This is a genomic window from Cupriavidus sp. CER-90 (genome assembly GCF_057652055.1).
Genome location: NZ_JBYGYM010000001.1, coordinates 1,651,000 through 1,677,141, shown reverse-complemented (window position 1 = coordinate 1,677,141; position 26,142 = coordinate 1,651,000). Strand labels below are relative to the sequence as shown.

Below are 26,142 nucleotides of genomic sequence, written 5' to 3'. Positions count from 1 at the left end.
CTTCTTCTTGTTCGTTTCTTTGTCACTCAGGCTCTGCGTCACCTGAATGTCCTGACATCCACGTTTACGTCGACCGAAAGTGGATCTTTAGCCTTTTTGATACAGAAACGATACAAAGACGATACGAAGCGGGGCTAAACCTGGTGCATGAGCCTTATGCTGCACAAACAAGGCATTACGTCAGACGTCGGCACAGGGCGGACAAGGCCGCATCGGATTGACGCAGCTGGGCTGTCATCGGTTTGTCATCGATGCGGCGCCGGGCCAGCGCGGCATCGACCAATGCTGCGATCAGCCGGCGCTGGGCCGCGATGTAATCGAGGCAGCGGGCCCGGGCTTCCGGGCCGCCATCGGCGAGCACGGCCAGTACGGGCACCAGCGGCAGCGTGCGGTAGCCGGCAAACGGAATCGATGCGATGCCACGCGCCGGGCCCAGCAGTTCAGGCATCAGCAGGCGGCATACGGCATCGCCCCAGGCGACCTTGTCCCGTGCCTCGTCGTCGCGACGCCGGGCCAGTGCTGCGGCGTAGCCGGGCTCCGCAACCTCGCCCGCCCGCACGAGCGGGATGACATCCGCCGGCAACGATCCCGACGACAGGACGGATACACAGTCGGCGCCGATATCGTGTTCGCCGCCGCGTCGCTTGGCCGCCAGCGACACGGCCTGCAGCCGGTCCGGCACCCAGGCGTCGAGCGGCACCATCGCGCAGGTGGACGGGCGGGACGCGTGGATGGTGCAGCGGCCGTCGTCGGCCAGTGCGGGACAGCGTCCGCGCGACGGATAGTCGATGGCCTGCGTGGCGATCATCAGCACGTCGCCATTCGGCAACGGATGGCCCTGCCGCCGCGCCAGCGCGGCAAACGCCGCCACGTCGTCGGCAGTCACTTCCACGAGGTGCCCGTCCACCCTGTGCCGCGTGCCGGCCAGTGGCGGCCGCACGCGCCGCAACGACAGGGCGCCGACAAAGCGGTCGGCGTGACGGAACAACTCGTCCATGCTCATCAGCGGCGGCGAATTGCAGCACTTGCCGCACGCCGTGCAATGAAAGCCGACGGCGACCGGATCCCCGCCGCGCTCGCCGTCTACCATGGCCGACGCACCGAATCGTTGAAGCGCGTCAGGATGAAAGACTTCACCGCCGGGGAATGCAGCGCGCCGACCGTCTGCGCCACCCAGTCCGCCCGGCAGTCCGCCGCCCGTACCGCCAGCGCATTCGCCCACGGCACACGGGCATCCTCGATACCGAGCGCGTCGCGCGCCGGCGCCAGTCCCGCGGCATCGGCGGCCGCGTAAGGCAGCGCCACCAGCGCGTTGCGGCGCAAGGCGGCAGCCAGCCGTTGCGACGGCAGACGTTCGAAGCGCAGCTTGCGCGGATTGTCGATGATGTCGCCAATTTGAGGGCGCAGACCGGCCTCGCCATCGATGCGGATCAGCCCGTGGTTCTGCAACAGCAGCAGCGCGCGCCCCTGCCCGGCGCCGTCCGCGGGGATGGCAATGACGGCACCCACGGGCACCTCCCGCAGCGCCGCGATCTTCTGCGCGTACAAACCCATCGGATAGGTCACCGTATGGGCCACCGTGCAGACCGATGCATCGCCCGCCAGTGCCTGGGCATCCTCCGCAATCGAGGCGTCGATGCGGCGCGCGCGCAGCGCACGGCGCACTTCGGCGGCGTCGGCGAAGGACACCGCCTGCAATGGCACCGCGCCACCCGCGTTCGCGGCCGCCGCCACAAGCTCGCGGTCGGCCTGGCTGGCGACCCCGATGCGCACGACAGGCCGCGCGTTGACGGGCACGTCAGCCTGCGTCCCGCCCCACACCGGCGATTGCAGTGCCCAGGCACAGCCCAATCCCAGCAACAGCGCCTTAACCATCGCGAAGCACCGTCCGGAAGCCGATATGCGACGTCGGCAGGTCGCGCTCGGCCGGTTCGCGCGCCGACGCCCGGTAGCGCACGCAGAAATCCGGCGCGCACAGGAACGAGCCGCCCTTGATGACCGCCATGCGTGTGTCACGCGGCTGGCCGGACCGGCCCGACAGCGCCGCCACGAACGCGGTATCGCCGTTGGCGTGCGACTGGCGCGGTCCGGTGTACGGGTCGGCGGTCCATTCCCACGCGTTGGCGATCATGTCGTACAGGCCGAAGGCATTCGCCGTGAAGCAGCCCACCGGCGCCAGGCCGTCGAAGCCGTCGCGGGCACTGTTCAGCACCGGGAACACGCCTTGCCAGTAGTTGGCCGTGGGCGTGCCGTCCGCGTTGGCCGGCGCGGTTTCCAGCGCCGCGCCACGCTGGCCGGCCTTGGCCGCGTACTCCCATTCGTCCTCGGTCGGCAGGTCGTGGCCAAGCCACTGCGCGTAAGCGCGCGCGTCGGCCTGCGTCACCAGCGTGACCGGCTGATTGTCCTTGCCGTCGATGGTCGACGCCGGGCCGGACGGATGCCGCCAGTCGGCGCCGCGCACCATCGACCACCAGGCATAGGGCCGTTGCTGCAGTTCATCGCCGGTCGGCTTGTGGAACACCACGGCCTCGCCGGCGCGCTCCGCGTCGGTGCGATACCCGGTGGCCTGCACGAAGGCGGCAAATTGCGCATTGGTGACTTCGGTACGGTCGATCCAGAAGCTGCCCACGCGCGTCTTGCCGGCAGGCCGTTCATCGGGATAGCCGAGCGTGGTGCCCGGCACGAATTCGCCGCCGCGCACGTGCGCCATGCCTGCCTTGCCCTGCTTGCGCCAGTCATCGGGCAAGCCTGTATAGGCAGCGCACTGGCGCGGCGTGCCGAGCGCCGCCGCGCCATGGAGCGGCACGGCGCGTACCGCCAGCGTTGCCGCCAGCCCCACCCCAAAGGCGGCGCCGGCGATCTTCGCCAGTTTGCGGATTCCAGGCAGTGCCACGGCCGCCTCAGTAGATCATGCCGGGAACCTTCGGCAGCACCGCGCCGACGGCCTTGGCATAGTCGTTCCACTTCGCCTTGAGGTCTGCCACCACGTCCGGACGCTGCACCGCGAGGTCGTTGGTCTCGCCACGGTCCGCCCGGATGTCGAACAGCTGCCATTCGCCATGGGCCGGCCCGAACGGCGGCTCGATCCACGTGGCCTTCCAGTTGTCGGCGTAGACGTAGGTGCGGCCGTAGAGCTCTTCCGCAAACGTGGTGCGTGCCGGGCCGCTGGCCTTGCCCTGCAGCGTCGGCAGCAGCGACAGTCCGGTGATCGGATACACGTTGCGGCCGTCGTAGACCACCTTGCCGGCATTGCGGTTGACGCCCTTGCTGTCATAGAGCGGCGCCGCCGGCGTGCTGGGTGCGGCCACGCCGGCAATGTCCAGGAACGTGGGCGCCAGGTCCACCACATGCGTGAAGGCGTTCAGTTGCGCGGCCTGCTCGGCGGGCGCCGCACCGGGCAGCTTGACGATGGTCGGCACCGAGTGACCGCCTTCCGCCGGGAACGCCTTCCAGAGCCGGAACGGCGTGGCGCTGACCTCGGCCCAGCGTTGGCCGTAGTCCAGATTGCTGGAGCCCTTGTACGCCGTGGTGCCCAGCGTCGGATAGACGGCCGGGTCCGCGTTCTTCGCGTCGTAGCTCTGGTCGTAGTTGCCGCTGAACTCGTAATAGCTGGCTTCCGGGCCGTTGTCGCTCTGGAACACGATCAGCGTGTTGTCGTACTCGCCAATGTCCTTCAGGTGCTGCACCAGACGGCCGACGTTGTCGTCGAGGTTCTCGACCATCGCCGCGAAGATCTCCATGTAGCGGGCCTGTGCGCGCTTTTCGTCGGCCGTCAGGCTGTCCCACTTCTTGTTGGCATTCGCCACCCGGGTATCGACGCCGCCCTGCGCCGCGCTGTGGGTCGACGTGATGTAGTTGGCCGACGCCGTGCCCCAGTTCGCGGACTTCGGCGTCACCGTCAGCGTCTCGTCGCGTCCGGCGTTCGGCGTGAAATCGGCGGGAATCAGCCCCAGCGCCTTCTGTCGCGCCAGCCGCGCCGCCCGGATGGGCGCGTAGCCAGCATCGTAGACGCCCTTGTAGCGATCGATGTACGCCGCCGGCGCCTGCAGCGGCGAGTGCGGCGCCTGGTAGGTCAGGTAGGCGAAGAACGGCTTGCCGTCCGCATTCTTGCCGGTGCTCGAATCGATGTACTTGAGGATCGTCGATGTGTAGAAGTCCGACGAGAAGAAATTCGTCGTGTTCGGCGTCACGTAGTGGTCGTCTTCCACATACGCGGTGCTGCCGTTGCGGCCGAAATGATCGCCACCGCCGCCCAGCAGGGCGTAGCTCTTCTCGAAGCCCCACGACACCGGCGTCTGGCCCGGCGATGCCGTGCCGACATTCGCCCCCTGGTTGGTGGCATTGGGCAGCCCGCTGCCCAGGTGCCACTTGCCGGCCATGTACGTGTGGTAGCCGCCATCCTTGAGCAGTTGGGCGATCGACAGCGCGCGGTCGTTCAGATAGCCCTCGTAGCCGGGCTTCGGCGCATTGTTCTCGTCGACGTAGTTCACGTCGGTGGTGGCCATGGTGCCCTGGCCCACCAGGTGGTGATCGGTGCCGGAGATGATCATCGAGCGCGTCACCGCGCAGACCGCCGCCGTGTGATGGTTGGCCAGGATGCGGCCCTGCTTCACCAGCGCATCCAGATTGGGCGTGCGGATTTCGCTGCCGAAGGCGCCCAGGTCCGAATAGCCGAGGTCGTCGGCCATGATGAAGACGATGTTGGGCTTCTTTGTCGCCACCGTTGTCGGGGTGGAATTGCCGGATGACGTTGTCGGCGCATCGTCGCTGCCGCAGCCGCTCATCAACGCCACGGCCGTGGCGCACAGGCCCGCCAGCACATGGCGGGCGGGGGTGCTTCGCTGACTACGGGACGCTGCTGTCGTTCTTGTCATACGCCTCTCTCCTGCACCGGATGTTTTTGGAAAGGGGTCATGCTAAGAACACGGCACGTGGCGCCGAACGAATGTTTTTGCCTATCGATATTCGTGCCCCGCGCGGGCACCCCCGGGAAGGACAGACCGCGCCGGCCGCCGCCGATGCCCCGCGCTTGTAGATTTTGCAAGCGGGCGCATGCGCTGCGCTCCCGTGTTGCCGGGCCGGGCGCGCAGCCCGGGCGATGCTGGCGTGGCCCAGACCTTGCACCGTTCTCCGTTATCCCTCTCTTAATTTCCGATTAAGACGCGAGAAAGGAGCGCACCATGGCAGCCCGAGAAGATGCATCAATACGTAACAACCAGACCGAGCAGGACGAACCCGACCATTTCGTCGAGACGATCGAAGTGAAGGTCTCGGGCGAGGGCAATGGGCTCGTGGACGACGAGACGTCGGGTCATGCCCTGCGGCCGGAACACCCGTCGCCGGGCAAGACCGCGAACGAGCGCCGCGCCGGCGAAGGCGACGCGGACGCGACCAGCCAGTAAACGCGGCGCACCGGGCGGGCAGACAATCGATACAACAGCTTACAAAGACACCTGGGACAGGGTCAACGGACCGCGCCGCGCGCCGTTAGTATCGGCATCCACGCAGCAACCGAGCAAAGGTGCTCTCCATGTCCAGGTTCCTCATCGCCAGTCTGATCGGTCTTTCCGCCCTCATGGTCTCTGCCGCCGCCGAGGCGCATGTCAATTTCGACATCGGCATCGGCGTGCCGGCCTACGTCGCCGCGCCGCCGCCGGCGCCGGTGTACTACGAGCCCGCCCCCGTGTACGTGGCACCGCGCCCCGTGGTGGTCGCGCCCCGCCCTGTGGTGGTGGCGCCTGGCTACTACGACGGCTGGCGCGAACAGCGCTGGCGCGAGCGCGAGTGGCGCCGCGAGCAACGCTGGCGTGAACACGAATGGCGGCGCGACCGGCGCTGGCGTGACGACGACTGACGCTCCAGCGCCAGTCGGGCGCCCACGCCGGATTCCCTGAGCGCGGGCGCCCCGTCCCCGGCGCCGCATCCCGGCGCCGCATCCCTGGCGCCGCAACGCACTACCGCGTCACGTCCAGTACCCACCCCGGCTCGAGATGGTCGGGGTCTTCCGACAGCCGGTACTGCGGGTTCAGGTTCACCAGTTCCCGCAGCGCGAAGTTGCCGACCTGCTCGTCGGGCCTCATCGGAACGGCGTCTGCTGCGCGCTTCTGTTCGTCGGACAGCAGCGTTTCCAGATGCGTGCGCGCAATGCCCCATAGCGTGGCGTCGTTCACGGTGGCGGCCGAGTAGGGCTTGACCGTGACCGTCTCGTCCCGTGGGCGCGGCTTTGGCCGGGAGGTGGGCGGATGTCCGGGCCCGGTCGGCCTCGGCCCGATCTCCGGCGGCTGCGTGGCCGAGGGGGACCCGGGCGCCGTCGTCGGCGTTGGCGACGGCGATGGTGCGGGCGTCGGCGACGATGTCGGATCGGGCATGGACGTCGGCGTGGGCCTGCCCGTGCCGTCCTTCTCGTCTTTGGTCAGTTCCATCACGATCTTTGTGACGAAGTTCGCGATCACGCCCCCGCCCAGCAGCACCAGCCCGTACGGCATGGCCTTGCCGTAGAACTTCCACTTGCTATCCGCGCCCGCGTAGTCCACCGGCGCTTCGTTGCGTGCCAGGCGCAGCGCGTTCTTGTCATTGCGCGAGTTCAGATGGGCGCCGGCGCCGAACACCAGCAGGCTGGCAGCCTCGAACGCGCCCACCACGCCACCCTGGTGCATCACATCGCCCAGGGCCAGCGGCACCGATCCGAGCGCGTAGCTGTTCATCACGAACTTGCGCATCTGCGCGCCCACCACCGCCGACGGCTTGCCGCCCACGTGATGCCCCAGCCGGTTGGCCACGTTGAACGTACTCAGCACCGGGTTGGCGGCCGCGAACGCCAGCGTGCTGTACAGCAGCGGATCGCCGAAGGCCAGCCCGTTGTGGGCAAACCAGAGCACGCTGTTGCCGTTGTTGACGGCCAGGGTGCCGATCTGCAGCGCATCGTTGATCCGGCCTGGCACGGTGTCGGGGTGCAGGATGGCGCCGATCACGCCCTTCAGCGTCTGCGTCGCGTCGGCGACTTGCTGGCCCGCATCGGGCGCGTCCCTGCCTTCGCCGTGCAGGTGGTGGTCGAGTTTCGCCAGCGCATCCCGGGCTTGCTGCTGATCCGTCGGACGAATGCCCCAGGCATCGGCGCGCCTGCCGCTCAGCCGCGTCGTCAGCCACGCCACGTCGGCGGGCGACGGGTCTTTCAGCCGCGCCTGCAGCCGCACGGTGTGCATGGTGCGCGCCGCCGCCACGCTGCCCCGATAGATAAAGCAGGCCGCGCCGGTCAGCACCGGGTTGACGCCCGTGCCCGACGTGACGGCGTACGTGGCACCGGCCATCGCCGCGCTGCTGGCCGCCGCCACCGTCATCGTCGTGGCCATCTTCCACGGCCGGGGGCCGTTGCTGCCGGCCGGCGTCGGCGCGGCCGGCGCATCGTGCGCGATGGTTCGGCGCTGCAGGCCGGCGTCCGGGGCGTCCCCGGCGTTGCGCGCGGCGATCTTGCGCATCCGCTGCAGCGTATGCGCGAACGCCTCGCCCTGGTACTCGGTGCTGTGCCATTCCACATGCGTCAGGTCGGCGACCTTGACCGATCCATCGGCAAATACCGCGAACTCGCCATCGCCAAGATAGGCGCCCGTATCGCGCAACACGGCTTGCAGGGCGTCCAGATCCCGCACCGACCTGCCGTTGAGCAGCGCCAGCCTCGGTTCGTCAGCCCGGGCGTGGGCGCCGAACAGGTCCTTGCTGCTGACGGCATAACGCTCATACCCGATCGCCGGGATGCCCCATAGCGACATGTCCGCCGGGCCGAACGTGCGGATCGTGGGCACGCCGCCGGCCGTGGCTGCGTCCAGCGCCTCTCGTTCGCTCCGCACCATGATCCCGCTGATCTCGGCATCGTTGGCGATGCCGATGGCCTTGTCCGCGCCCAGCGCAAATACCGTCTTGGCGCCCCCGCTGCCCAGGCGCGGCCCGAGGTAATCGGCCAGCTCCACCTTCTCGCGCGCCCCGTTCGGCAGCCGCAGGTAGACGCCGCCGTCGGCTTCGATATCGAAGCGGGCCGATGCATAGGGGTCCCGCGCGGGCTGCAGCCGCCGCCAGTTGCCGGGCTGCGCCAGGTCCACCGCCGGGGTCCGGCCATCCGGCAACGTGCCGCGTTGCAACGGGAATTCGGGCACCACCACCTCGGTCTGCATGACGTCGGCCACCCGCTGGGCCGCCGCACGGCCTTGCGGCGACTGCGCGCCATCCAGCGCCAGCACCACCGGCTGGCCCGGCTCCCAGAAATCGGCCAGCGCCAACGCCAGTTCGTGCGCCGTGACCGGCGCGCCGTCCTGGCCGCGCAGGCCGCCGTCCGGATGCACCGATGCCACGACCACCGTCTGGTCGCGCGGCGCGTTCACGCTGTGCGGCCGGTCACCCAGCGTCAGATCGGCACGGCGCGGTGCGGCGCTGGTCCGTTGTGCCGGCACGGCATGCCCGGCCGCCGGCCTGCCGCCGTGGGTCACGCCGACCACGGGCAGCCCGGGTCGCGAACCGAAGAAGCGGCCGCCATTGGTGACGTGGATATCGGCACCCGAGCGCGCCATCGCGTCTGCATCGCTGTTCACCCGCAGGCCGGCACCGTGCGCGATATCGGCGCCGTCAGGCAGCATCGCATCGATTTCCAGCCGGCCATCGCCGCCATAGACGGGGGCGTTCAGCCCGTCGGCCACCTGCTGGGCCAGCGACACCACGCCGTCCTGTCCGAAGCAGTCGTAGAGCAGCACGGGCATGCCTTCCACATAGTCGGGGTGGGCCTGGATACGGGCGATCAGCGCGGCGGCGCCGTGCTTGACGCCGTGCATCACGATGCCATCGGCCACCCCGGTGGCCCGCACCGTGAAATAGCCCGGCACCTGCGGCACCGTCACCCCCACCGCCTCGCCGTCGAACGTGAGCTGTCCGCCTTCCTGCGCAAGGTCCAGGTGCGCCGGACCGCGCGGAAACTGCGCGAGCTGATCCAGGTGGTCGATACGCCGGCCGTTTTCGCGGCGCGTCAGGGCCACACCGGGCCGGAAGCCCTCGGGCAGTGCCACCCGGATGTCGCCGCCATACGCGCGATTCAACACAAACGGCGCGGCGGTCACACGCCGCCCGTGCAAGGTCAGCGGCACGTGGCCCACGCGGTTGCCATCGTCGATGCGGCCCCGGTAGCCCTGCGTCAGCACCTGCACCGTCACGTCCTGCCCGCCCTGCACGGCGGCATCGGCCGACGCCATGGCCTGCGCCAGCGTATCGTGCGAAGTCACCGGCGTATCGTCGCCGCCATGCGTCACCACGTAGCGCACGCCATCGAGCCGGCCACCGCTGGCATGGACCGCATCGATCGTTGCCGCCACGGCGGCAGGATGCCGCGTCGCTTCCAGCAGCGACCAGCTGCCCTCACGCACCGCTGGCGTGCGCGCGTGTGCCGCGCCGGCGGCGCCACGCTGGGTGCGCGCCTGCGGCATCGCGTCGCCATGCACCACGGCCCGCGCGGCGGCGCCAATCAGGCTGCGCGCGGAATCGGGGCCGGTCGGCCAGGACTTCGGCGCCGCCCCCGGGCCCGAGGGTCCCTCGCCCATCGCCGCATAACGGTAGAACTCCAGGACGGCAGCATGCACATCGGTGGACATGCCATCCACGGTAGGCTGGTATTCGCGCGAGACGCCGTCCACCGCGCCGGCCTCGGCGGCCGCCTTCAGCACGCGGCGCAGTTCGGCAGGCGTCTGGAAGCGGTCGATCATGCCGGCGTGGCGCAGCAGCAGCGCGGAGATCCCGTAGGCGCCCCAGTTGGACACGCTGGCCGTGACCACATGATCCGCCGTGACCACGGCGGCAATGTCCTTGCCCCGGCCGGTGCCATCTTCCTCGCCCTTGCCCTTCGGAATCAGCCCGCGCAGCCCGCCCATGCCGGCTTCGTTGCCGCCGTCGCCAATGCCCAGCGTCAACATGCCGTCGCGGCCATTGGCCTGCAGCAGAATCTCGTCGATGGCCGGATTGAACCCGTCGATCTCGATGCCGCGCATGTTGTTCTTCGAGCCGTCCTGCGCGCGCGACGGCAGCTCGATGGCCATCACGCGGTCGGGGCGCACACGGTCCAGCAGCGCGTTGGCGGCGTCCGTGGCCTCGCCCATCGGCGCATCGAACACCTCGATGTTGTCGACCGGCTCGCCCATCTCGCGCAGCACGGCTTCGAGGATGGGCTTGTTGGCCGAATCCACCACGTACGTCACCTGCTTGCCCCGCAGCCGCAGCGCACGGCCCAGTTCGGCGGTACCCGGCGGGCCGTCCGTTTCGGGCTTGCCCGGCGCCACGGAGAACCCGGTCAACAGCATCACGTTCTTGCCGGACTCCAGCACGTTCGCCGCACGCCCGGCACCGCCGGGCATGTAGAAATCGCGCAGGCCACGGCCGATATAGTTGAAGCTCACGCGGTCCACCGCGCTCAGGTAGCGCCCGCCGTGCAGCAGCGCCATGGCCGGCGACACGTCGGCGGCGTCGCCAAACGGCGTATGGAATACGCGGATGTCGGTGCGGTTGCCCATCGCATGCGCCAGCGGCGACACACGCCCCGGCCGCCCCGATGTGAACACCATGGTCGGCAACGTCTGGCTGTCGGACACCTGTGCGATATCGACCGGGTTCGCCAGCACATCTTCGGGCCGCAGCAACCCCTTCTCCACCAGCACCTCCACACCTTTCCGGGCCTGGTACTGCATCGGGTCCACCAGCTTCACGTTGGGCCGGCCGATTTCCACCAGCCGCGCCTGGACCAGATCGGCCAGCGCCGGGTAGTGTGTGCAGCAGAACCACAGCGACGTGGTCTCGGGCGGGATGCTCTCGGCCGTGATGTCGTTGGCGATCCAGCGTTTCAGTTCGGCCAGCCGCTCGCCGTCGGCCAGGTGCCGCAACTCGTTGACCCCACGCGCCCAGTTCGGCGCCGCGATCTCGCCCACGGTCCGGCTGCCGCCGCTCAGCGCCGACACGGCCTTGGCGTACGCCTGAAGCTCCACCGTGCGCGGCGTGGCCACGATCACCGGATGGGCACCGCCCTCGCTCAGGATCCACGGCGCCGTCTGCTGGATCAGGTCGACCACCCGCGCGGCGTCCACCGTGCCGTCCAGCGCCTCGGGGAACGCCGTGCAGGCCGTGTTGCACGCGATCAGGTCCACCGTGCCATCGGCCTTTTGCACCGCCACCATGCCGTCATGCACCTTGGCGATCAGGTCCGGCCGCGAGCGGTCGCCGTAGGTGCCGGCCGCGTGGTCCGTGAACGCGATGACCTGGACCGCCCGGCCCGTCATGGCGTGGATATGGCGTGCGATGTTCTGCGCGGCCAGCAGGCCGCCGTTGCTGGAATCGAATGCCGTGACGACGATGACATCGTCGGCTACCTGGATGCCGACATCGCCCACCCTGACGCCCTCGGGCAGGTTGCGCCGCTGAATGCCCTCGAACAGGCTGGACAGCGTCAGCCCCTCGGGCAACTGCTCGGCCGCGGCGGCCAGCAGTTCGTACGCGCCCTTCTGGGCGGTCTTGCTCATGCCATGCACGGTGTTCGCGCCGACTTCGTGAGTGACGCCGTCGCGCGCGCCCGCGTGCGCCAGGGTTTCGAGCATGTCGCCCACCTTCGCAGCCTCGGGCATGTGGCCGGCGCCACGCATGTAGCGTTGCAGTGCAAAGCCAATGGCCTGCGCGGCCAGGTTCGAGTTCATGCCGGTCACCACCCGGTCGGCCCCGACGTCCGACCACATCTCGAACATCGCCTCGCGCTCGGGCATCTGCGGGGTCACCCGGTCGCGGATGGCGCGCAGGCCGGCCTCGTTGCCGTGATCGCCCACCGCTACGGTCAGCACGCCGTCGCGGTGGTTGGCATCGACCAGCAACTGGTCCAGCCGCACGTTGTTGCGCACGCGCTGCCCATTTTGCAGATGGTATTCGCCGTGGGCATTGCGCCCACCGACCTCGATCGAGATCACGGCGTCGGGCTGGTGCTGGCCCAGCAACTGCGCCGACCGCCGGGCAGCATCCCCGGCATGGCGCGCGCCAAACGTTTCGACGCGAAAGTTCTCCTGCTGCAGGTCCTGCCGCAGCATGCGGCGCAATACCCTGGCGTGGGCCGGATCGGTGACGTAGATCACTTCCTTGCCCAGCGACGCCAGGTAGGCGCCCAGCGTGGCGGCGCCCACAATGCCGTTGGTCTCGGCGCCGCCATGGTCGGTCAGCGCGCCCGTCACGATCATCACGGTATCGCGGTCCGCCAGCGCGTGCGCCGCCATTTCGGCGCCGTACGGCGTGCCGATCACTTCCATGCTGCCCGGGATCCAGAGCACCTGGTCGATCGGCGACAGGGCGTTCTGGCGCAGCGCCATGGGCCGCGCGCCGGCGGCTCCGGCGCCTTCGGCCTGCTTGACCGGCGCGTCGTGGCCGATGGTACGGCGCTGCAATGGCGTGCCCTCGGCGTCCACGCGTCCGCGACGTGCATGCACCGGCGCGGCATGGATGCGGCGCCGGTGGGCGGCCGCCGATTCCGCGCGATCGTCCGCCGACTGGCGCGACGAACGGCGGCTCTCGGCGGCTCCCGCAAGAAAACGCTCCTGCGCACGGGCCAGCGCGCGATCCATCATGTTGGCGATGACACGGTTCTCCACCATCGCGCCGCGCACCCGCATGCTGAAGAACGTGGACAGCTTGACCGCCGACGGACGGCTGGCGGACGCATCGGCGCCGTCGCGCACCGTGGACGGCGTGCGTGTCGCGGCGCGCGGCGCGGCGGCAGGCGCGGTGGGGGGTGTATCGCCCGCCCTGCGTCCCGCGGCCGTTGCCGGCGTACGTGGCTGCGCCGCGCCATCGGCTTCGCCACCCGCGCGGGAGCGCGCCGTGCCGGCCTGCCCGTCGCCATCCTGTGCGCCACCTCGCCGGCCACTCTCCACATCGCCCGGACGCATGGTGCGTTCGGGACCATCGACGCGCTGGCGCGACGTACCCTGTGCGGCGGCGTCCGCGCCGGCGGCCATCGTCCGTGCCGCGTCCGGGCCTTCGCCGGCGCGATTGGCAGCCTGGCCCAGCGGATCGGCGCCGGGGCCGCGCGTGCGCTGGTACGTATCGCGTACCGATTCGCCGATGCGCTTCTGGATCGCCATCGGCATCATCTGCGTCGCGCCCATCAGCAGCGATGCCGCGTTCTGCACGATCTCGCTGGTGCTCATGTCCTTGCCGTAGCGCGCGAACGCCACGGCCTGCTGGCCGGACTGGTAGCCCCCGATGCCGAACCCGACACCGTTCATCACCTTGCTGGTCATGCCCGCCCGCGCAGCCTGCTGCATCATCAGTTCGCCCGCCGCGGTGTTGCCGCTGGCGGCCAGCCGTGCGCCACCGCGTGCCGCCATGGTGGCGAACTTGGTCAGGCCCATGCCGCCCATGCCGGCCACCGACCCCGCCACGTTCAGCCATTGCGACATGGCTTCCTGGCTGCTGAACGGATTCACCGACCGGCCGTGGTCCGCCATGTTGTGCAGTTCGTACGCCGACGTGCCGATGCCGTAGCCCATGCTTGTGATCATGCCGCCCCAGGCCACCGCCACCAGCGGCGTCAGTGTGCCCCCGGACCCCACGGCCAGCACCACGCCGGCGGCCGCGCCCAAGGCGGCCGCGCCCAGGTTGACCCAGCCCATGGCCCGGTCCCAGCCGGTGGTGATATGGGCGTCCATCGTCTCGTACCCGACGTGCCCGTCCTGGTTCCGGTCGAGATTGCGGTCGGCGATGTAGATCGTGCCCTTGTCGGACAGCTGGTTGTTCTCCTGGAAGTCGCGTTTGGGGTCCTTGCCGTCCTTGCCGTAGACCGCGCCCGCGTCATCCACCCACATCGTGTTGCCTTCGCGGCCCTTGAACTCGAACACGGCCGACTGGTAAGGCGCGCCGCCCGGCTGCGTGACGTAGATCGGCACCACCGACACCTGGCTCTTGCCGCCCGCGTTGTCGCGGATCTCCTGCTTGATGGCATCGATGCCCGCGGGGTCCGCATTCGGCAGCGCCGTGCGGATCGCCTTGTCCAGCGCGGCATCGTCGCCGACGTCGGCGGTCAGGTCCTGCTTCTTCATGGCCAGCCCGTCGAAGGCCTGGTTCAGGATCTCGTCCTTGTCCAGCTCGAACAGCTTGTTCTGCTCCGCCACTTCCTTGTCGTCGGGCGCCGCTTCGCTGAAGCCCTTCTTGTACGCGCGCTCCAGGTCGCTCGCCGCCATCAGCGGGGCGTCGGCGCTGTTCCGGAGTGCCTTCGCCAATGCCACCGACAGGCCGATATGGCCGTGACTGCCTGCGTCGCGCGCGCCACCGTACACGGTGCCCTGCTTCACGCCCGCCTGGTTCTGCATCACCAGGACGTGCACGTCGTTGTCCCGGTCGGCCAGCCAGCGCGCCGTGTCCTGCGCGGCGGGCCCGCTGCCGGGGGCAGCCTTGGGGTTGGCCTGGTAGTACGGCTGGTCGGCCTTGTCCACCACGGCCGACAGCCCGCTGTAGAACGCGTCCCAGTCGTTGTAGCCCGCGCCGGTGGCGTCGTTGCGGCCGGTCCAGTCGTTGCGGTACTCGGCCTTCACCGTCGATGCCAGCGTCTGGGCGTCCTCGGGTATCAGGTTCGGCGCCACATCCTGCAGGTACTTGCCGACCTTGTCGGCGTACATGGTCTGCTGACCCTGGATGTACTTGTTGTCGTCGTCGTAGGTCTTGTTCTTCAGATCCTTGCGCATCGATGCGTCGATCTGCGACTTGAACAGGTCGCTATCGAAACGGTCCGCGCGTACGCCCACGTACTGGCTGCGTTCGTCGTCGGTCAGCGCGGCATCCACGCCGGCCTTGCGCGTCGCCAGCGCACCCGCCACGTCGCCGCGGCCAAGCTGCTGGTCGATCATCGTGCCCATCTTGTCGACGCGCACCTGCGTCGCCACATCGGCGAATGTGAACAGGCGCTGCAGGCTCTGCCTGGCCACCTGCGTGTCCGGCGCCTTGGGGTCGCCCCCGGCCTTCGTGCTCAACTGCTGCACCGGCGTTGACAGCAGCGCGGACATGTCGTGAACCTGCGTGCCGTCCTTCACCTGCGCGGACGGGTCCTGCTGCAGGTACTTGTACAGCACGTAGCTGCCCGGCTGCTCCTTCATCAGCATCCGTTCCGAATTCGGCATGTCGCGCGTCACCGCCGAGTTTGGATCGTCCTTCGCCTCGGGATCGAGCGTCAGGTCCAGCGTCCGCGCCATCGCCAGCGTGGTGGGATCTGTGGCGGCAAGCTTCTTCTCGAAGTCAGTGCGTGGCACCAGGTGGTCGAGCTCGCCCTGCAACCGGCCCTTCAGGTTCAGGCGATCCACCAGCGCGCCCAGCTGCGGGTCGTTGTCGTACCGATGCTTGACCTGGTCGGCGGCCTCGCTCCGGTACCGCTCCGGCACCTTCACGCCCTTGCCGGCCTGCAGGTCGTTCAGCTGCGTTTGCGCGTCGGCCGCGGCCTGACGCGCGCTGCCGAGGCTCTCCTCGCGCAGATACCGGTTATGCAGCGTCGTGTCGTTGCGGGCGTTGTCGAGCGACGCATCGGCATCGCTCTTGTACTGCTTGACCGCCAACGTGTCGATTTCCTTCTGCAGCGCGTTGCCGAAGTCCTGGCCGGCACGTTCCAGTTCGGCCTGCGCCTGGTTGTCGGCGCTACGTGCCGCCTGCAGGTCGTCATCGAGCCCGGGCTCGGCCCGGCGGATGCCGCCGGGGATCTTCACGTAGTCCGCCTGTTCCTGGGCAAGCTTCGCGGCGGTCTTGTCGGCCTTCTCCTGCGCGACGATGACCTTGAAGCGGGCGCCTTCGGTATTGCGCGCGTCCTGCGTGGTTTCCTTCGCCAGGTAGTCCTTTTTCGTCTCGTCCAGGTTGCCCTGCACGATCGGATCGTCCTTGTAACGGCCCTTGATCTCCGAAGCCTTGTCGTTGACGGCCTTCGTCACGTCGCCGCCGGTCTTCGCGGCATGGTTGGCGGCCACGCGCAGTTCGTTCTGCACGCCACCCATGACGTTGCCGTACTGCTGGCTGAGCGGCTTCCATTCGGCATCGGTCAGTTCTCGGCCGCCGGCCTGCTTCGCCGCCTTGTCGAGCGCGTCCTGCGCATCCTTCTGCCAGCTGTCGGTCAGGGCCTTCGCGTCCTTCTCGTCCTTTTCCTGCTGGGCTTTTTCGGGGTCGGGCGGGGGCGCGTCTTCGTGCGGCCTGGCCTGGGTCGTGGCATGGGTCTGCTGCAGCGCCAGCGTGGTGTTGCCGGTGTAAACCGCGTTCTGGACCGTTGGGGTATCCGCCCTGGGTTCGGTCTTCGCTGGCGTGGCCTGCTGAGGAGCCTTGGGCGGTTCCGGCGGGGGCGGCTTGGGCTTGTTGGCCTGCGCCTGGGCCTGGGCCTGCGCGGCCTGGCGGGCCTGCTCCTGCGCGCGGCGCTGGGCCTCCTCGGCGGCCTGACGGGCACGTTCGGCCGCCTCCGCCGCCGCGCGGGCCGCTGCAGCCGCGGCGGCGCGGATCGCATCCATGAAATCCAGCATGTCGCTTGTCTCCACGTGGACGCCGGCGTCGCTGCCGGCAGGCCGGCCGCTACCGACCGACTGGCGGATTGTCGCGCGCCGGTGGGCGTGGCGACACTAAGGAAACTCGTAGGCCCGGCCGGCTGCGCGCCCGGTCAGAGCCGGTTGTTGTCCAGGTCGGTGACCAGCATGCAGCCCGGCGCGTGCGTGATGCAGATCTCCGGCCTGGCTTCGCGGATCACCGCCTGCGGCGTGACACCGCAGGCCCAGAACACCGGAATCTCGTGCGCATCGAGCGGCACGGCATCGCCATAGTCGGGCGCCTCGATATCGTCGATGCCGATCAGCGACGGATCGCCGATATGCACAGGCGCCCCATGCACGTCGGGATAGCGCGCCGTGATCTCGGTGGCCAGGATCGCATCGGCGGCCGACAGGGGCCGCATCGACACCACGAGCTTGCCCGACAGGCGCCCGGCCGGCCGCGTCTCGATGCCCGTGCGGAACATCGCCACGTTACGACCCAGGTTGATGTGCTTGAGCGGCACATTGGCCGCCAGCAGCGCGTGCTCGAACGAGAACGAGCAGCCGATGGCAAACGCCACGAAGTCGTCGCGCCACAGTTCGGCAATGGAGGTGGTCTCGTGGTACTCGGTGCCGTGGCGGTAGACGCGATACATCGGCACATCGGTGCGGATATCGACATCGGCGCCCAGGTTGCGGAAGACCGGGTCGCCGGGGTCGGTCACGTCGATCAGCGGGCAGGCCTTGCGGTTCAGCGCGCAGAACTGCAGGAAGTCGTACGCCCAGTCGCGCGTGAGGATCACGATATTGGCCTGCACATGGCCGCGCGCCAGGCCGCTGGTATGGCCGCGATAGCGGCCCTCGCGGATCAGGCGGCGCAGGGCGGCGGGGTCGTCGGGCAGGATCGATGCGGCGTGCTGGAGCGGGTGGTTCATGGTGCGGCGCGTGTCTCACGGGAATCTGGTTGTGGCACCGATTCTGGTGGCCGCGCACGCATGCCGTCCAACAAATCTTTCGCGCCTCGCGCGATAGACAATTCCGATGACTACGAATGTCCGTGGGCCGGTGTGGCCATCTCCTCACCCACGTCGGCGCAGAAGTCCGCCACCACCTGGGTGGCCAGCTCCACCACCGATTCGTGCACTTCCAGCCCCGCGCCGATGCGCCATGACGCCACGATTTCCAGCGGCGGCGGGTGGTTGTCGATCTCCACCACCGACAGCGTGCCTTCGGCCAGTTCCTTGCGCACCAGGGCGGGCGGCACGGCACCGATGCCGAAGCCGTCGCCGATCAGTCGCGTCATCGCGGCCACGGAGTTCACGCAGTTGATGCGCGGCGACGCCACGCCGTTCAGATGGAACAGGCTCAGGATGTCCTGGTGCGGCCGCGAATTCTTCACGAAGGTGATCACGCGCTCGGCACCCAGTTCCTCCAGCGACGCGTAGGGGCGGTCGAAGGCGCTGCCGGTGGCCACGATCCAGCGGATCGGGTAGCGCGCCAGCTCGATATTGCGCACCGTCTCCAGCCGCATCAGGTCGGTCTGGAAGATCACGTCGAGATACCCCTTCTGCAGCTGGTCGCAGAGATTCATCGCCGCGTCGGCGGTCAGTTCGATCTCCAGCTCGGGATACGTCGCCATGGCGCGCTTGACCACGGTGGACAGCCAGGTATGGATGACGGAATCCATCGCCCCGATGCGCACCCGCCCGCCGATAATGCGCGACCGGTCCAGGGACTGCCGCATCTGATGCATCGTGTGCACCATCTTCTCGGCGTAGTCGAGCACGCGCTGCCCCTCGGGCGTGAGCGTGACGCCGCGCGAATCGCGCAGGAACAGCCTGACCCCGAGGTCTTCTTCCAGCACCGCAATGCGGCTGGAAATCGAGGCCTGCGTGCTGAACAGCTTTTCGGCTGTCAGCCGGAAGCTGCGCAGCCGCGCCACCCAGACGAAGGTTTCAAGAAAGCGCAGGTTCATGGCGATGAAGGGACCGGCACGATGCCGAAGCAGACCAGACCTTGCGGCCCGCGCGCGCCGCTGTCAACTCCCCTCCATCGAAAACGCCGGCGTGGTGCGTAGCGCCGCTTCCCGTGCCTCGGCGGCAGCCTCGCGCTCGTCGGCCTCGGCGCGCTGCCGGAGCCGTTCCATCGCGCCCAGCATCTCGTCACCGAGCGCCAGCGGGTATTCCGATCCGGCGCCGTTGGGCAGCGCGAAGGGGTCCAGCCATACTTGCCACGTGACGACCGTGGTGCCGGCATCCGGCCCGGCCGCCACCTGCCAGCGGCCGCGCGTGTGGCCCGACAGCTTGCGGTAGCTGTACGACCATGGGCCGCGATCGGTCAGCACATCCACCGCCGGCAGCCCGCCCGCACGATAGACCATGCGCCGCACCGTTCCCGGCGCGCCGTTGCCGAGCACGACATCGCACCGTCGCAGTGCGGCATCCCATCGGGCGATGGCGCAATAGCCGCCGCCGAGCAGCCACACCCGATCGGGTGATGCCTGCACCAGGATCGACCGCTCCACCGGCGTCATCTGCGCATGCGCGGCGGCACACGCAAGGGCAAGAAGCATGGCGGCGGACACCGCTTTCAATGGACGCATGATGGGGCAGCTGGCGGCATGAATGGGGAACGGGCACAAGCGTAGCGGCTACCTGCGCGCAAGACCATTACCGAGCACTCGTAGTGCCACGCCCGCTACGGATTTCCGTAGCGAATGCGCCGGCTGGCGCGCCGTATGCTTACCGCCTTGTCCCGGGTACGGCCCGGGCCCGACGCTCAGGGATTACCCGAAAGCCCCGCGCCGGTGCATCACCCGGCATCCCGCTTTCGTACTGGCTTGCAGCACAGGATTCAATTTTTTTTATCGGACCTTGCCCGAAAAAGTAGTTGGACGTGCAGCGGTCCCGGTTTCAAGAATGCAGGCACCAACGACGCTGCCAGCCTGGGTTCCACGGCCAGCCAGCGCGCTCACTACGAAGAGGATTGCATGGACACGCAGATTGGCAGCATCCCGGGGCCGGACAGGCCATCGTCGCACCCGGCCGGCGCACAGCCCGACGCGCAGGCCGAGCCGCAGCGCGGCTTCTTCTCCTGGTATCGCGACATCACCCCCAACGAGCGGCGCACGTTCTGGAGCTGCAAGGTCGGGTATGCGCTCGACGCCATGGACACGCAGTTCCTGAGCTTCGTGATCCCGACGCTGATCGCCACCTGGGGCATCTCGCGCGCGGACGCGGGCTTCATCGGTACTGCCACGCTGCTGACATCGGCGGCCGGTGGCTGGGTGGCCGGCATCCTGTCGGACCGCATCGGCCGCGTGCGCACCCTGCAGCTGACCATCCTCTGGTTCGCGTTCTTCACGTTCCTGTGCGGCCTCGCACAGAACTACGAACAGTTACTGATCGCGCGTGCGCTGATGGGCTTCGGCTTTGGCGGCGAATGGACAGCCGGCGCCGTGCTGATCGGCGAAGCCATCCGCGCAAAGGACCGCGGCAAGGCCGTGGGCATGGTGCAGGCCGGCTGGGCCATCGGGTGGGGCCTGTCCGCGCTGCTGTACGCGCTGGTGTTCTCGCTGCTGCCGGCCGAAACCGCCTGGCGTGCGCTGTTCCTGATCGGGCTGCTGCCAGCGGTGTTCGTGATCCTGCTGCGCCGGATGGTCAAGGAGCCGGAGGTCTACGTCGAGCACAAGGCCAAGGCCGGCCAGGGCGCCGCCGACCGCAAGTCGTTCGCCGCCATCTTCTCGCCGGGCCTGCTGTCCATCACGGTGCGCGCCGCGCTGCTGACCACCGGCGCGCAGGGCGGCTACTACGCCATCACCACCTGGCTGCCGACGTTCCTGAAGACCGAGCGCAACCTGACGGTGCTGGGCACGGGCGGGTATCTGGCCATGGTGATCGTGGGCTCCTATATCGGCTACGTGATCAGTGCCTACCTGACCGACCGCATCGGCCGCAAGCGCAACTTCATCCTGTTCGCGATCGGGTCGATGACGATCGCGCTGGCGTACACGCACATTCCCGTCAGCAACACGCTGATGCTGCTGCTGGGCTTTCCGCTGGGCTTCTTTGCCTCGGGCATTTTCTCGGGCATGGGGGCGCTGCTGACCGAGCTGTTCCCCACCAGCGTGCGCGGATCGGGCCAGGGCTTCTGCTACAACGTGGGCCGGGCCATCGGTGCGTTCTTCCCGTTCCTGATCGGCCAGGTCAGCCAGCAGATGTCGCTGGGCCATGCCATCGGCATCTTCGCGGCGGCAGCCTACGGCGTGCTGATCCTGGCCGCGCTGACGCTGCCGGAAACACGCGGCAAGCCGCTGGACGCGTAGGTGTCCCCGGCGACATATCACGAAGCGATGCAACATGGCCATGTGTAACCGGCCAGTAACCGAAAGTGGCAACGGCGCCACGGCGCTTGCGGCGACGACGCAGACTGGCGTACGCTTCTGACGCGCAGTCGCCCGGTACCTTGCCGCCCAGAAACACAATGACACGGCAGCGTCCGCGCGGCACCCGGCCCTATCCCTCTGACGGGGGCGCGCGAGAGGCCCAGCCCGCCTGCGGTCGGGCAATACGCCAGCCAGCACACCGGCCGGCGTCGCGGTGAAAAACAGCGTCAACACAAAAAAAGACAGCACGGCCACGGTTGGCCGGGTCAATCGGCAATCCAGACGGGATTCCGGGTCAGCAGCAGTATGTGAGCCAGCCGGCTCGACGTCATGATGGCGCCCCTCGACAAGGCGTGGCGATACCTGTACCAGTGTTCCGGTGCAGCGATTCGACCATGCCGCCGTGGCGCGAATCCTGGCGCGCTGACGGCAGCTCGAACGGGAGGCGCGGCAGCAGGCTCACAAGGCTGGCATACCGCGCAGCAGGCATACGCACGGAGGCCTTATGACCAGAGTAGAGGCAGGCATGCCCGGCCAGGACGCGGGGGCGTCAGGCATGGATATCGCAAACACGCTGCGCAACACGCGGCCGGCACACACGCCGCCATCGATGGCGGTCACGCATCATGGTGTGCGGTTCTATGGCGAACGGCATATCGTTCCCACGCGCGGCAGGCCGCGCCAGGGCGGCACGCCCGGGCTGGTTTCGGCTCTGGCCGCCGAAGGCACCCACGAGGGGCGCTGCGGCGTGATGCAGGCCGCCATTCACGCCATCGGCTTCGACTATCTCGGCTATGGCACCGCCGCCAACGTCGGGGGCCAGATCCAGCCGCGCACGTTCTTCGACACGTACACGGCGCCCGGCTGGCGCGACCGCTATTTCCGCGAGCGGTATTTCGAGATCGATCCGCGCAACCCGCAGCCCGGCATGTTCGGCCTGCCGATGGTGTGGGATGCCGACGATCTCGAACAGGGCATCGACGGCAAGGCCACGCCGCTGCGACTGCGGCGCTTTCTGGACGACCTGCGCGATGCCGGCATCCGCAGCGGGGTGTTCCTGAACCTGCCGATGCCGAGCACCAGCGATATCGTCATCATCAGCTTCATGTCCGGCATCGAGAGCCGGCGCTGGATTGGCGACACCGTGCTGGGCCAGGCGCTGACGCTGGGGCTGGGGCTGCATGAATTCCTGACCTGCCACGCCGAGATTCCTGCCACGGCCGAAAAGCCGCGCGAGGGCTTGTCGGATGTGCAGCGCGAAATCCTGGCCTGCCTGGCGCAGGGGCTGTCCGACAAGCAGATCGCGCGCCAGATGGCGATGTCGGTCTTCAACGTCGACTATCACATGCGCCGCCTGCGCAGCCACTTTGGCGTTCGCAACCGCGTGCAGCTGGCGGCGGCGGCAACGCTGCTGCGCCCCGCGGGCGTACGCATCGGCGGCCCGCGCGAAGTGCTGGCGGAGGTCTGAGCCGCCCGTCTGGCCAGCCCGCCCGGCTCACGTCTCGCCCGTCGCCCAGCGCATCAGTTCGGCCACCCGTTCGAACAGGTCGCGGTCGATCGGGCGGTCCAGCGGCACCTTCAGATAGAGCTGCATCGCCAGGTCCGAATCGAACGCCGACGGAATCAGGTAGTCGGCGGCGGCCTGGCGGATGCGCGCCGCCACCTGCGCGCCGCCCTTGGCCAGCACGCGCGGCAATGTGCCGGGCCCGTCGTAGCGCAGCGCCACCGCGTACTGCGTGGAATAGACCACCGCCGTCGATACGCGCACGCGTTCGCCCACCCCGAAGAACGCCGCCTCGAAGAACGCGGCCCGCCGTCGGCCGGCCACGATCGGATCGCCTTGCGTCTCGCGGTGCTCGCGGCGGTACTCCTCCACGCTCATGCGCTGCTGCTTCATGAACTCGTGGCGCTCGTGCACATAGTCGATGACCGCCATGACCAGGAAGATCAGCGCCGCCCAGCAGCACATGCGCAGCAGGATCCAGGCCATCAGCACCAGGATCTCGGCAGGCCGGGCATGGCCGGTGCGCACGCCGTCCTCGATCGCGCCGCGCGCCAGCACGTAGACCAGCCCGGCCAGCAAGGCGATCTTCAGCAGAATCTTGGCCAGGTTCAGCAGGTTGCGTACCGCGAACATCCGTTTCAAACCTTCGGCGGGATTGAGCCGGCTCAGGTTCGGCTTGATCTGCTCGAACGCCACCAGTGGCCCCACCTGCACGAACGCGCCGACGATGCCGCATAGCAGCGCCACCCCCGCCACGGGCAGCACGCCCATCAGCAGCAGCCGCGCGCTGGCCTCGCCCAGCACCAGCATCTGCTGGTCCTGCAGATGCTGCGGCACCGCGCCCATGGCGTTGTGCCACAGTGCCTGGAACAGGCGCACGAAATAGCGGCCCAGCACCCACAGCACCGCCAGCACGCCCAGGAACACCACCGCCGACGTGACGTCGCTGCTGCGCGGCACCTCGCCGCGCTTGCGGGCATCCTCCAGCTTGCGGTGGGTGGCTTCCAGGTTCTTTTCGCTGCTGTCGCTCATGGCGAGCCTCCGGCCGCGCCGCGCCGCAGCAGTTCGATCAGCACGTTGTCAGGCCGCAGAAAGCCCTGCAGCGTGTCGACCATCACGGCCAGCATCAGAGCCAGCATCAGCAGGGCGACGGTGATCTTCACCGGCTGGGCGAACTGGAACACGTCGAACTGCGGCACGAACCGCGCAATCAGCGCGAAGCCGAGTTCCACGATCACCAGCAACAGCAGGATCGGCGCGGCAAGCTTGACCACCCACGAGAACATCGTGCCGGCATAGGCGGTGGCGTAGCCCAGCGACGCCAGCGACATCTCCGGCCCGAACGACATCACCGGCCAGAACGCGAACGACTCGACGATCACGCCCGTCATCGCAAAGAAGCCGCCAAACGCGGCGAACAGTGCAATCCCCAGGTGCGACAGCAGGTTTTCCATCGGCCCGTCCTCCTGTTGCGTCACCGGGTCGAAGAACGTCGCGTTGCCCGAGCCGGTCTGGAAGTCGATCAGTTCGCCCACCATCTGCAGGGCCACGAAGAACAGCCCGAACGCCATGCCCAGCAGCAGGCCGATGAACGCCTCCTTGAAGATCAGCGCCAGCCAGAGCCCACCCGCCATGTGGTCGAGGTCGATACGCGCGCCCGGCGACACGAACAGCGCGATGGCCAGTACCACGCCGTTGCGCGCCACGCCGGGAATGGCCTGCTGCGACAGGAACGGCAGCACCGTGAACGCCGTCAGCAGCCGCGGCATCACCATGACGATGGGCATGATGACCTCGCGTCCCCAGTGGAACAGCCAAGCCGGGTCGATCATCGCGCCCTGCATGCCTAGCCCTCCGACTGGCGATGCCAGCCCCGCACGGCCGCTTCCTCGACCGCGTCTTCCTCCTGCCGGTCCCCCGCGTGACGCGCCTCGTCACGCAGGCGCGACACCAGCTCGCGCACGCCGGACAGCCGCGCATGCGCGCGCAGCAGTTCCCGGCGGCTGTCGTCGAACGCCGCGCGACGCCGCTCCACTTCGTCCAGTGCCTCGCCCAGTTGCGCGTTGGCGCGGGCGATGCGCGTATCGAACGCCGCCTGCCAGCCCTGGGCATCGAGCAGGCCGGCGACCGATACGCCGCCCTGCGCCGCGCCTTCGCGCAGCCGCGTCAGGAATGCGGCACGGTCTGCCAGCGCGCCATTGACCACCCGCTGCGCGGCCTCGGCGGCCTGCAGGCCCTGCATCACATGGGCGCGCTGCTGCTGCATGGCGCGCATGGCATCGTCGTGACGGCGCTCGCGCACCGCTTCCAGATCGTCCAGCCGGTGATCGCTCATGCCTGGGCTCCCATGATTTTCGGCGGCTGCACAGCGGCTGCGAGCTTGTCCAGCGCAGCCGCGAAAGTGTCCAGCCGTTCGGCCGGCTGCGAGACATACGCACGGATGGCGCCAATCGCTGCCACGGCCGCGTCGGCTTCGGCGTCGGCGCCCGGGCGGTACTCGCCGATCTGCAGCAACAGCTCCATGTCGTGGAACTTCGCCAGCAGCTGACGCAGCCGCGCGGCATCGTGCCGGTGCGCACCGCCTGTGACCTGCGGCATGACCCGGCTGACCGACTTCAGCACGTCGATGGGCGGATACTGACCCGCGCTGGCCAGCTTGCGCGACAGCACGATATGGCCGTCCAGGATCGAGCGCACTTCCTCGGCAATGGGATCGCCGTCGTCCTCGCCTTCGGTCAGCACGGTATAGGCCGCTGTGATCGATCCCCGCGCGCTGGTGCCCGCGCGTTCCAGCAATTGCGGCAACATCGAGAACACCGACGGCGGATAGCTGCGACGCGTCGGCGGCTCGCCACCGGCCAGCCCGATCTCGCGTTGCGCGCGCGCCAGGCGCGTCAGCGAATCCACCAGCAGCAGCACGCGCCGGCCCTGGTCCCGAAAGTGTTCGGCAATTGCCGTGGCCGTGTAGGCGCAGCGCACACGCTCCATGGGCGAGCGGTCGGACGTCGACACCACCAGCACGGTACGCGCCATGCCCTCCGGGCCGAGGTTGTATTCGATGAACTCGCGCACCTCGCGCCCGCGTTCGCCCACCAGCGCCACCACGTTCACATCGGCGCTGGCGCCGCGTGCCAGCATCCCCAGCAGCGTGCTCTTGCCCACGCCGGGCGGCGCGAAGATGCCCACGCGCTGCCCATCGCCCAGTGTCAGCAGGCCGTCGATGGCGCGCACGCCGGTGGCCAGCGGTTCGCGGATCAGCCGGCGCGTCAGCGGATCGGGCGGCTCGTTGTCGACCGGCACGCGTGTGACGCCCACCAGTTCGCCCTTGCCGTCGATGGGCTCGCCCAGCGCATCGAGCACGCGCCCCAGCAGCGCCGCGCCAGCCGGGCACTGCGGCCCGTGCAAGGCGGGCAGCACTTCGGTCAGCGTGGAAATGCCGGTGGTGCGTCCCAGCGGCGTCAACACCGCCGTCTGCTGCATGAAGCCAACCACCTCGGCCAGCAGCGGCGCCTCGCCCGGGGTGACCAGCTGGCAGATCTCGCCGATATGCGCCTGCACACCGGTGGCATGGATCAGCATGCCCACCGCCTTGCTGACGCGGCCGCGCATCGACACCGGGGTGAAGTGCTCGAATGCACGGCCCAGGTCGGCCGCCGCATGGGCCAGCGCGGATTCGATATCGGCGGGTTGCAGTTCGGTGGCCATGGCAGGTC

General features: G+C 68.8%; 16 protein-coding genes. 4 read left to right on the top strand and 12 right to left on the bottom strand.

Features of this window, described 5'->3' with window-relative positions; genetic code table 11:
* Window positions 1-175: 175 nt before the first annotated feature.
* Genes AC24R4_RS07510 through AC24R4_RS07495 form a run of 4 tightly spaced genes read right to left on the bottom strand, consistent with a single transcriptional unit; the run spans window position 176 to window position 4,874 of the window.
* Window positions 176-1,090, bottom strand: a complete 915-nt coding sequence (locus AC24R4_RS07510) for a YkgJ family cysteine cluster protein (RefSeq protein WP_487522645.1) — start codon at window positions 1,088-1,090, stop codon at window positions 176-178.
* Window positions 1,084-1,875: a MetQ/NlpA family ABC transporter substrate-binding protein gene (locus AC24R4_RS07505; protein WP_487522644.1), complete on the bottom strand. Its 792-nt coding sequence runs from the start codon at window positions 1,873-1,875 to the stop codon at window positions 1,084-1,086. The genes AC24R4_RS07510 and AC24R4_RS07505 overlap by 7 nt, the downstream gene beginning before the upstream one ends.
* Window positions 1,868-2,893, bottom strand: a complete 1,026-nt coding sequence (locus tag AC24R4_RS07500; RefSeq protein ID WP_400396046.1) for a formylglycine-generating enzyme family protein — start codon at window positions 2,891-2,893, stop codon at window positions 1,868-1,870. The genes AC24R4_RS07505 and AC24R4_RS07500 overlap by 8 nt, the downstream gene beginning before the upstream one ends.
* A 7-nt stretch (window positions 2,894-2,900) precedes the next feature.
* Complete coding sequence (locus tag AC24R4_RS07495) at window positions 2,901-4,874, bottom strand: arylsulfatase (RefSeq protein ID WP_487522643.1); 1,974 nt, start codon at window positions 4,872-4,874, stop codon at window positions 2,901-2,903.
* Window positions 4,875-5,180: 306 nt separating this feature from the next.
* Here AC24R4_RS07495 and AC24R4_RS07490 point away from each other — a divergent pair, with 306 nt between their 5' ends.
* Together AC24R4_RS07490 and AC24R4_RS07485 are read left to right on the top strand one after the other, a co-directional pair.
* Window positions 5,181-5,402, top strand: a complete 222-nt coding sequence (locus AC24R4_RS07490) for a hypothetical protein (protein ID WP_487522642.1) — start codon at window positions 5,181-5,183, stop codon at window positions 5,400-5,402.
* Between the two features lie 128 nt (window positions 5,403-5,530).
* On the top strand, window positions 5,531-5,854 hold the full coding sequence (locus tag AC24R4_RS07485; RefSeq protein WP_487522641.1) for a hypothetical protein: 324 nt from the start codon (window positions 5,531-5,533) through the stop codon (window positions 5,852-5,854).
* A gap of 100 nt (window positions 5,855-5,954) precedes the next feature.
* Here AC24R4_RS07485 and AC24R4_RS07480 read toward each other — a convergent pair whose 3' ends face one another.
* From AC24R4_RS07480 to AC24R4_RS07465, 4 genes are all read right to left on the bottom strand, one after another.
* Window positions 5,955-16,538 carry an LWXIA domain-containing protein gene (locus tag AC24R4_RS07480; protein ID WP_487522640.1) on the bottom strand — a complete coding sequence of 3,528 codons (10,584 nt, stop codon included), beginning with the start codon at window positions 16,536-16,538 and terminating at the stop codon, window positions 5,955-5,957.
* Between the two features lie 134 nt (window positions 16,539-16,672).
* A complete protein-coding gene (locus tag AC24R4_RS07475) occupies window positions 16,673-17,476 on the bottom strand; it encodes a putative hydro-lyase (protein WP_487522639.1) in 804 nt (267 codons plus the stop codon).
* Window positions 17,477-17,586: 110 nt separating this feature from the next.
* A complete protein-coding gene (locus AC24R4_RS07470) occupies window positions 17,587-18,516 on the bottom strand; it encodes a LysR family transcriptional regulator (protein WP_487522638.1) in 930 nt (309 codons plus the stop codon).
* A 63-nt stretch (window positions 18,517-18,579) separates the two neighbouring features.
* Complete coding sequence (locus AC24R4_RS07465) at window positions 18,580-19,113, bottom strand: SRPBCC family protein (RefSeq protein ID WP_487522637.1); 534 nt, start codon at window positions 19,111-19,113, stop codon at window positions 18,580-18,582.
* A gap of 417 nt (window positions 19,114-19,530) precedes the next feature.
* On the opposite strand from AC24R4_RS07465, the gene AC24R4_RS07460 reads away from it, so the two are divergent.
* Window positions 19,531-20,865: an MFS transporter gene (locus AC24R4_RS07460; RefSeq protein WP_487522636.1), complete on the top strand. Its 1,335-nt coding sequence runs from the start codon at window positions 19,531-19,533 to the stop codon at window positions 20,863-20,865.
* Window positions 20,866-21,430: 565 nt separating this feature from the next.
* Complete coding sequence (locus tag AC24R4_RS07455) at window positions 21,431-22,393, top strand: helix-turn-helix transcriptional regulator (RefSeq protein ID WP_487522635.1); 963 nt, start codon at window positions 21,431-21,433, stop codon at window positions 22,391-22,393.
* Window positions 22,394-22,420: 27 nt separating this feature from the next.
* Here AC24R4_RS07455 and AC24R4_RS07450 read toward each other — a convergent pair whose 3' ends face one another.
* The 4 genes from AC24R4_RS07450 to AC24R4_RS07435 are packed head-to-tail and all read right to left on the bottom strand — an operon-like array spanning window position 22,421 to window position 26,134.
* Entirely contained in the window at window positions 22,421-23,461 is a 1,041-nt protein-coding gene (locus AC24R4_RS07450; protein ID WP_487522634.1) for an EscU/YscU/HrcU family type III secretion system export apparatus switch protein, read from the bottom strand.
* Window positions 23,458-24,261 (bottom strand): type III secretion system export apparatus subunit SctT, encoded by an 804-nt coding sequence (sctT, locus tag AC24R4_RS07445; RefSeq protein ID WP_487522633.1) that lies wholly within the window; start codon window positions 24,259-24,261, stop codon window positions 23,458-23,460. The genes AC24R4_RS07450 and sctT overlap by 4 nt, the downstream gene beginning before the upstream one ends.
* A 14-nt stretch (window positions 24,262-24,275) precedes the next feature.
* Entirely contained in the window at window positions 24,276-24,764 is a 489-nt protein-coding gene (locus tag AC24R4_RS07440) for a type III secretion protein HrpD (protein ID WP_487522632.1), read from the bottom strand.
* Window positions 24,761-26,134, bottom strand: a complete 1,374-nt coding sequence (locus AC24R4_RS07435) for a FliI/YscN family ATPase (protein WP_487522631.1) — start codon at window positions 26,132-26,134, stop codon at window positions 24,761-24,763. The genes AC24R4_RS07440 and AC24R4_RS07435 overlap by 4 nt, the downstream gene beginning before the upstream one ends.
* Window positions 26,135-26,142 lie beyond the last annotated feature (8 nt).

Coding starts and splice junctions, on each gene's coding strand:
- AC24R4_RS07510 (WP_487522645.1), bottom strand. CDS start 1,090: ATGGTAGACGGCGAGCGCGGCGGGGATCCGGTCGCCGTCGGCTTTCAT.
- AC24R4_RS07505 (WP_487522644.1), bottom strand. CDS start 1,875: ATGGTTAAGGCGCTGTTGCTGGGATTGGGCTGTGCCTGGGCACTGCAA.
- AC24R4_RS07495 (WP_487522643.1), bottom strand. CDS start 4,874: ATGACAAGAACGACAGCAGCGTCCCGTAGTCAGCGAAGCACCCCCGCC.
- AC24R4_RS07490 (WP_487522642.1), top strand. CDS start 5,181: ATGGCAGCCCGAGAAGATGCATCAATACGTAACAACCAGACCGAGCAG.
- AC24R4_RS07485 (WP_487522641.1), top strand. CDS start 5,531: ATGTCCAGGTTCCTCATCGCCAGTCTGATCGGTCTTTCCGCCCTCATG.
- AC24R4_RS07480 (WP_487522640.1), bottom strand. CDS start 16,538: ATGCTGGATTTCATGGATGCGATCCGCGCCGCCGCGGCTGCAGCGGCC.
- AC24R4_RS07475 (WP_487522639.1), bottom strand. CDS start 17,476: ATGAACCACCCGCTCCAGCACGCCGCATCGATCCTGCCCGACGACCCC.
- AC24R4_RS07470 (WP_487522638.1), bottom strand. CDS start 18,516: ATGAACCTGCGCTTTCTTGAAACCTTCGTCTGGGTGGCGCGGCTGCGC.
- AC24R4_RS07465 (WP_487522637.1), bottom strand. CDS start 19,113: ATGCTTCTTGCCCTTGCGTGTGCCGCCGCGCATGCGCAGATGACGCCG.
- AC24R4_RS07460 (WP_487522636.1), top strand. CDS start 19,531: ATGGACACGCAGATTGGCAGCATCCCGGGGCCGGACAGGCCATCGTCG.
- AC24R4_RS07455 (WP_487522635.1), top strand. CDS start 21,431: ATGACCAGAGTAGAGGCAGGCATGCCCGGCCAGGACGCGGGGGCGTCA.
- AC24R4_RS07450 (WP_487522634.1), bottom strand. CDS start 23,461: ATGAGCGACAGCAGCGAAAAGAACCTGGAAGCCACCCACCGCAAGCTG.
- sctT (WP_487522633.1), bottom strand. CDS start 24,261: ATGATCGACCCGGCTTGGCTGTTCCACTGGGGACGCGAGGTCATCATG.
- AC24R4_RS07440 (WP_487522632.1), bottom strand. CDS start 24,764: ATGAGCGATCACCGGCTGGACGATCTGGAAGCGGTGCGCGAGCGCCGT.
- AC24R4_RS07435 (WP_487522631.1), bottom strand. CDS start 26,134: ATGGCCACCGAACTGCAACCCGCCGATATCGAATCCGCGCTGGCCCAT.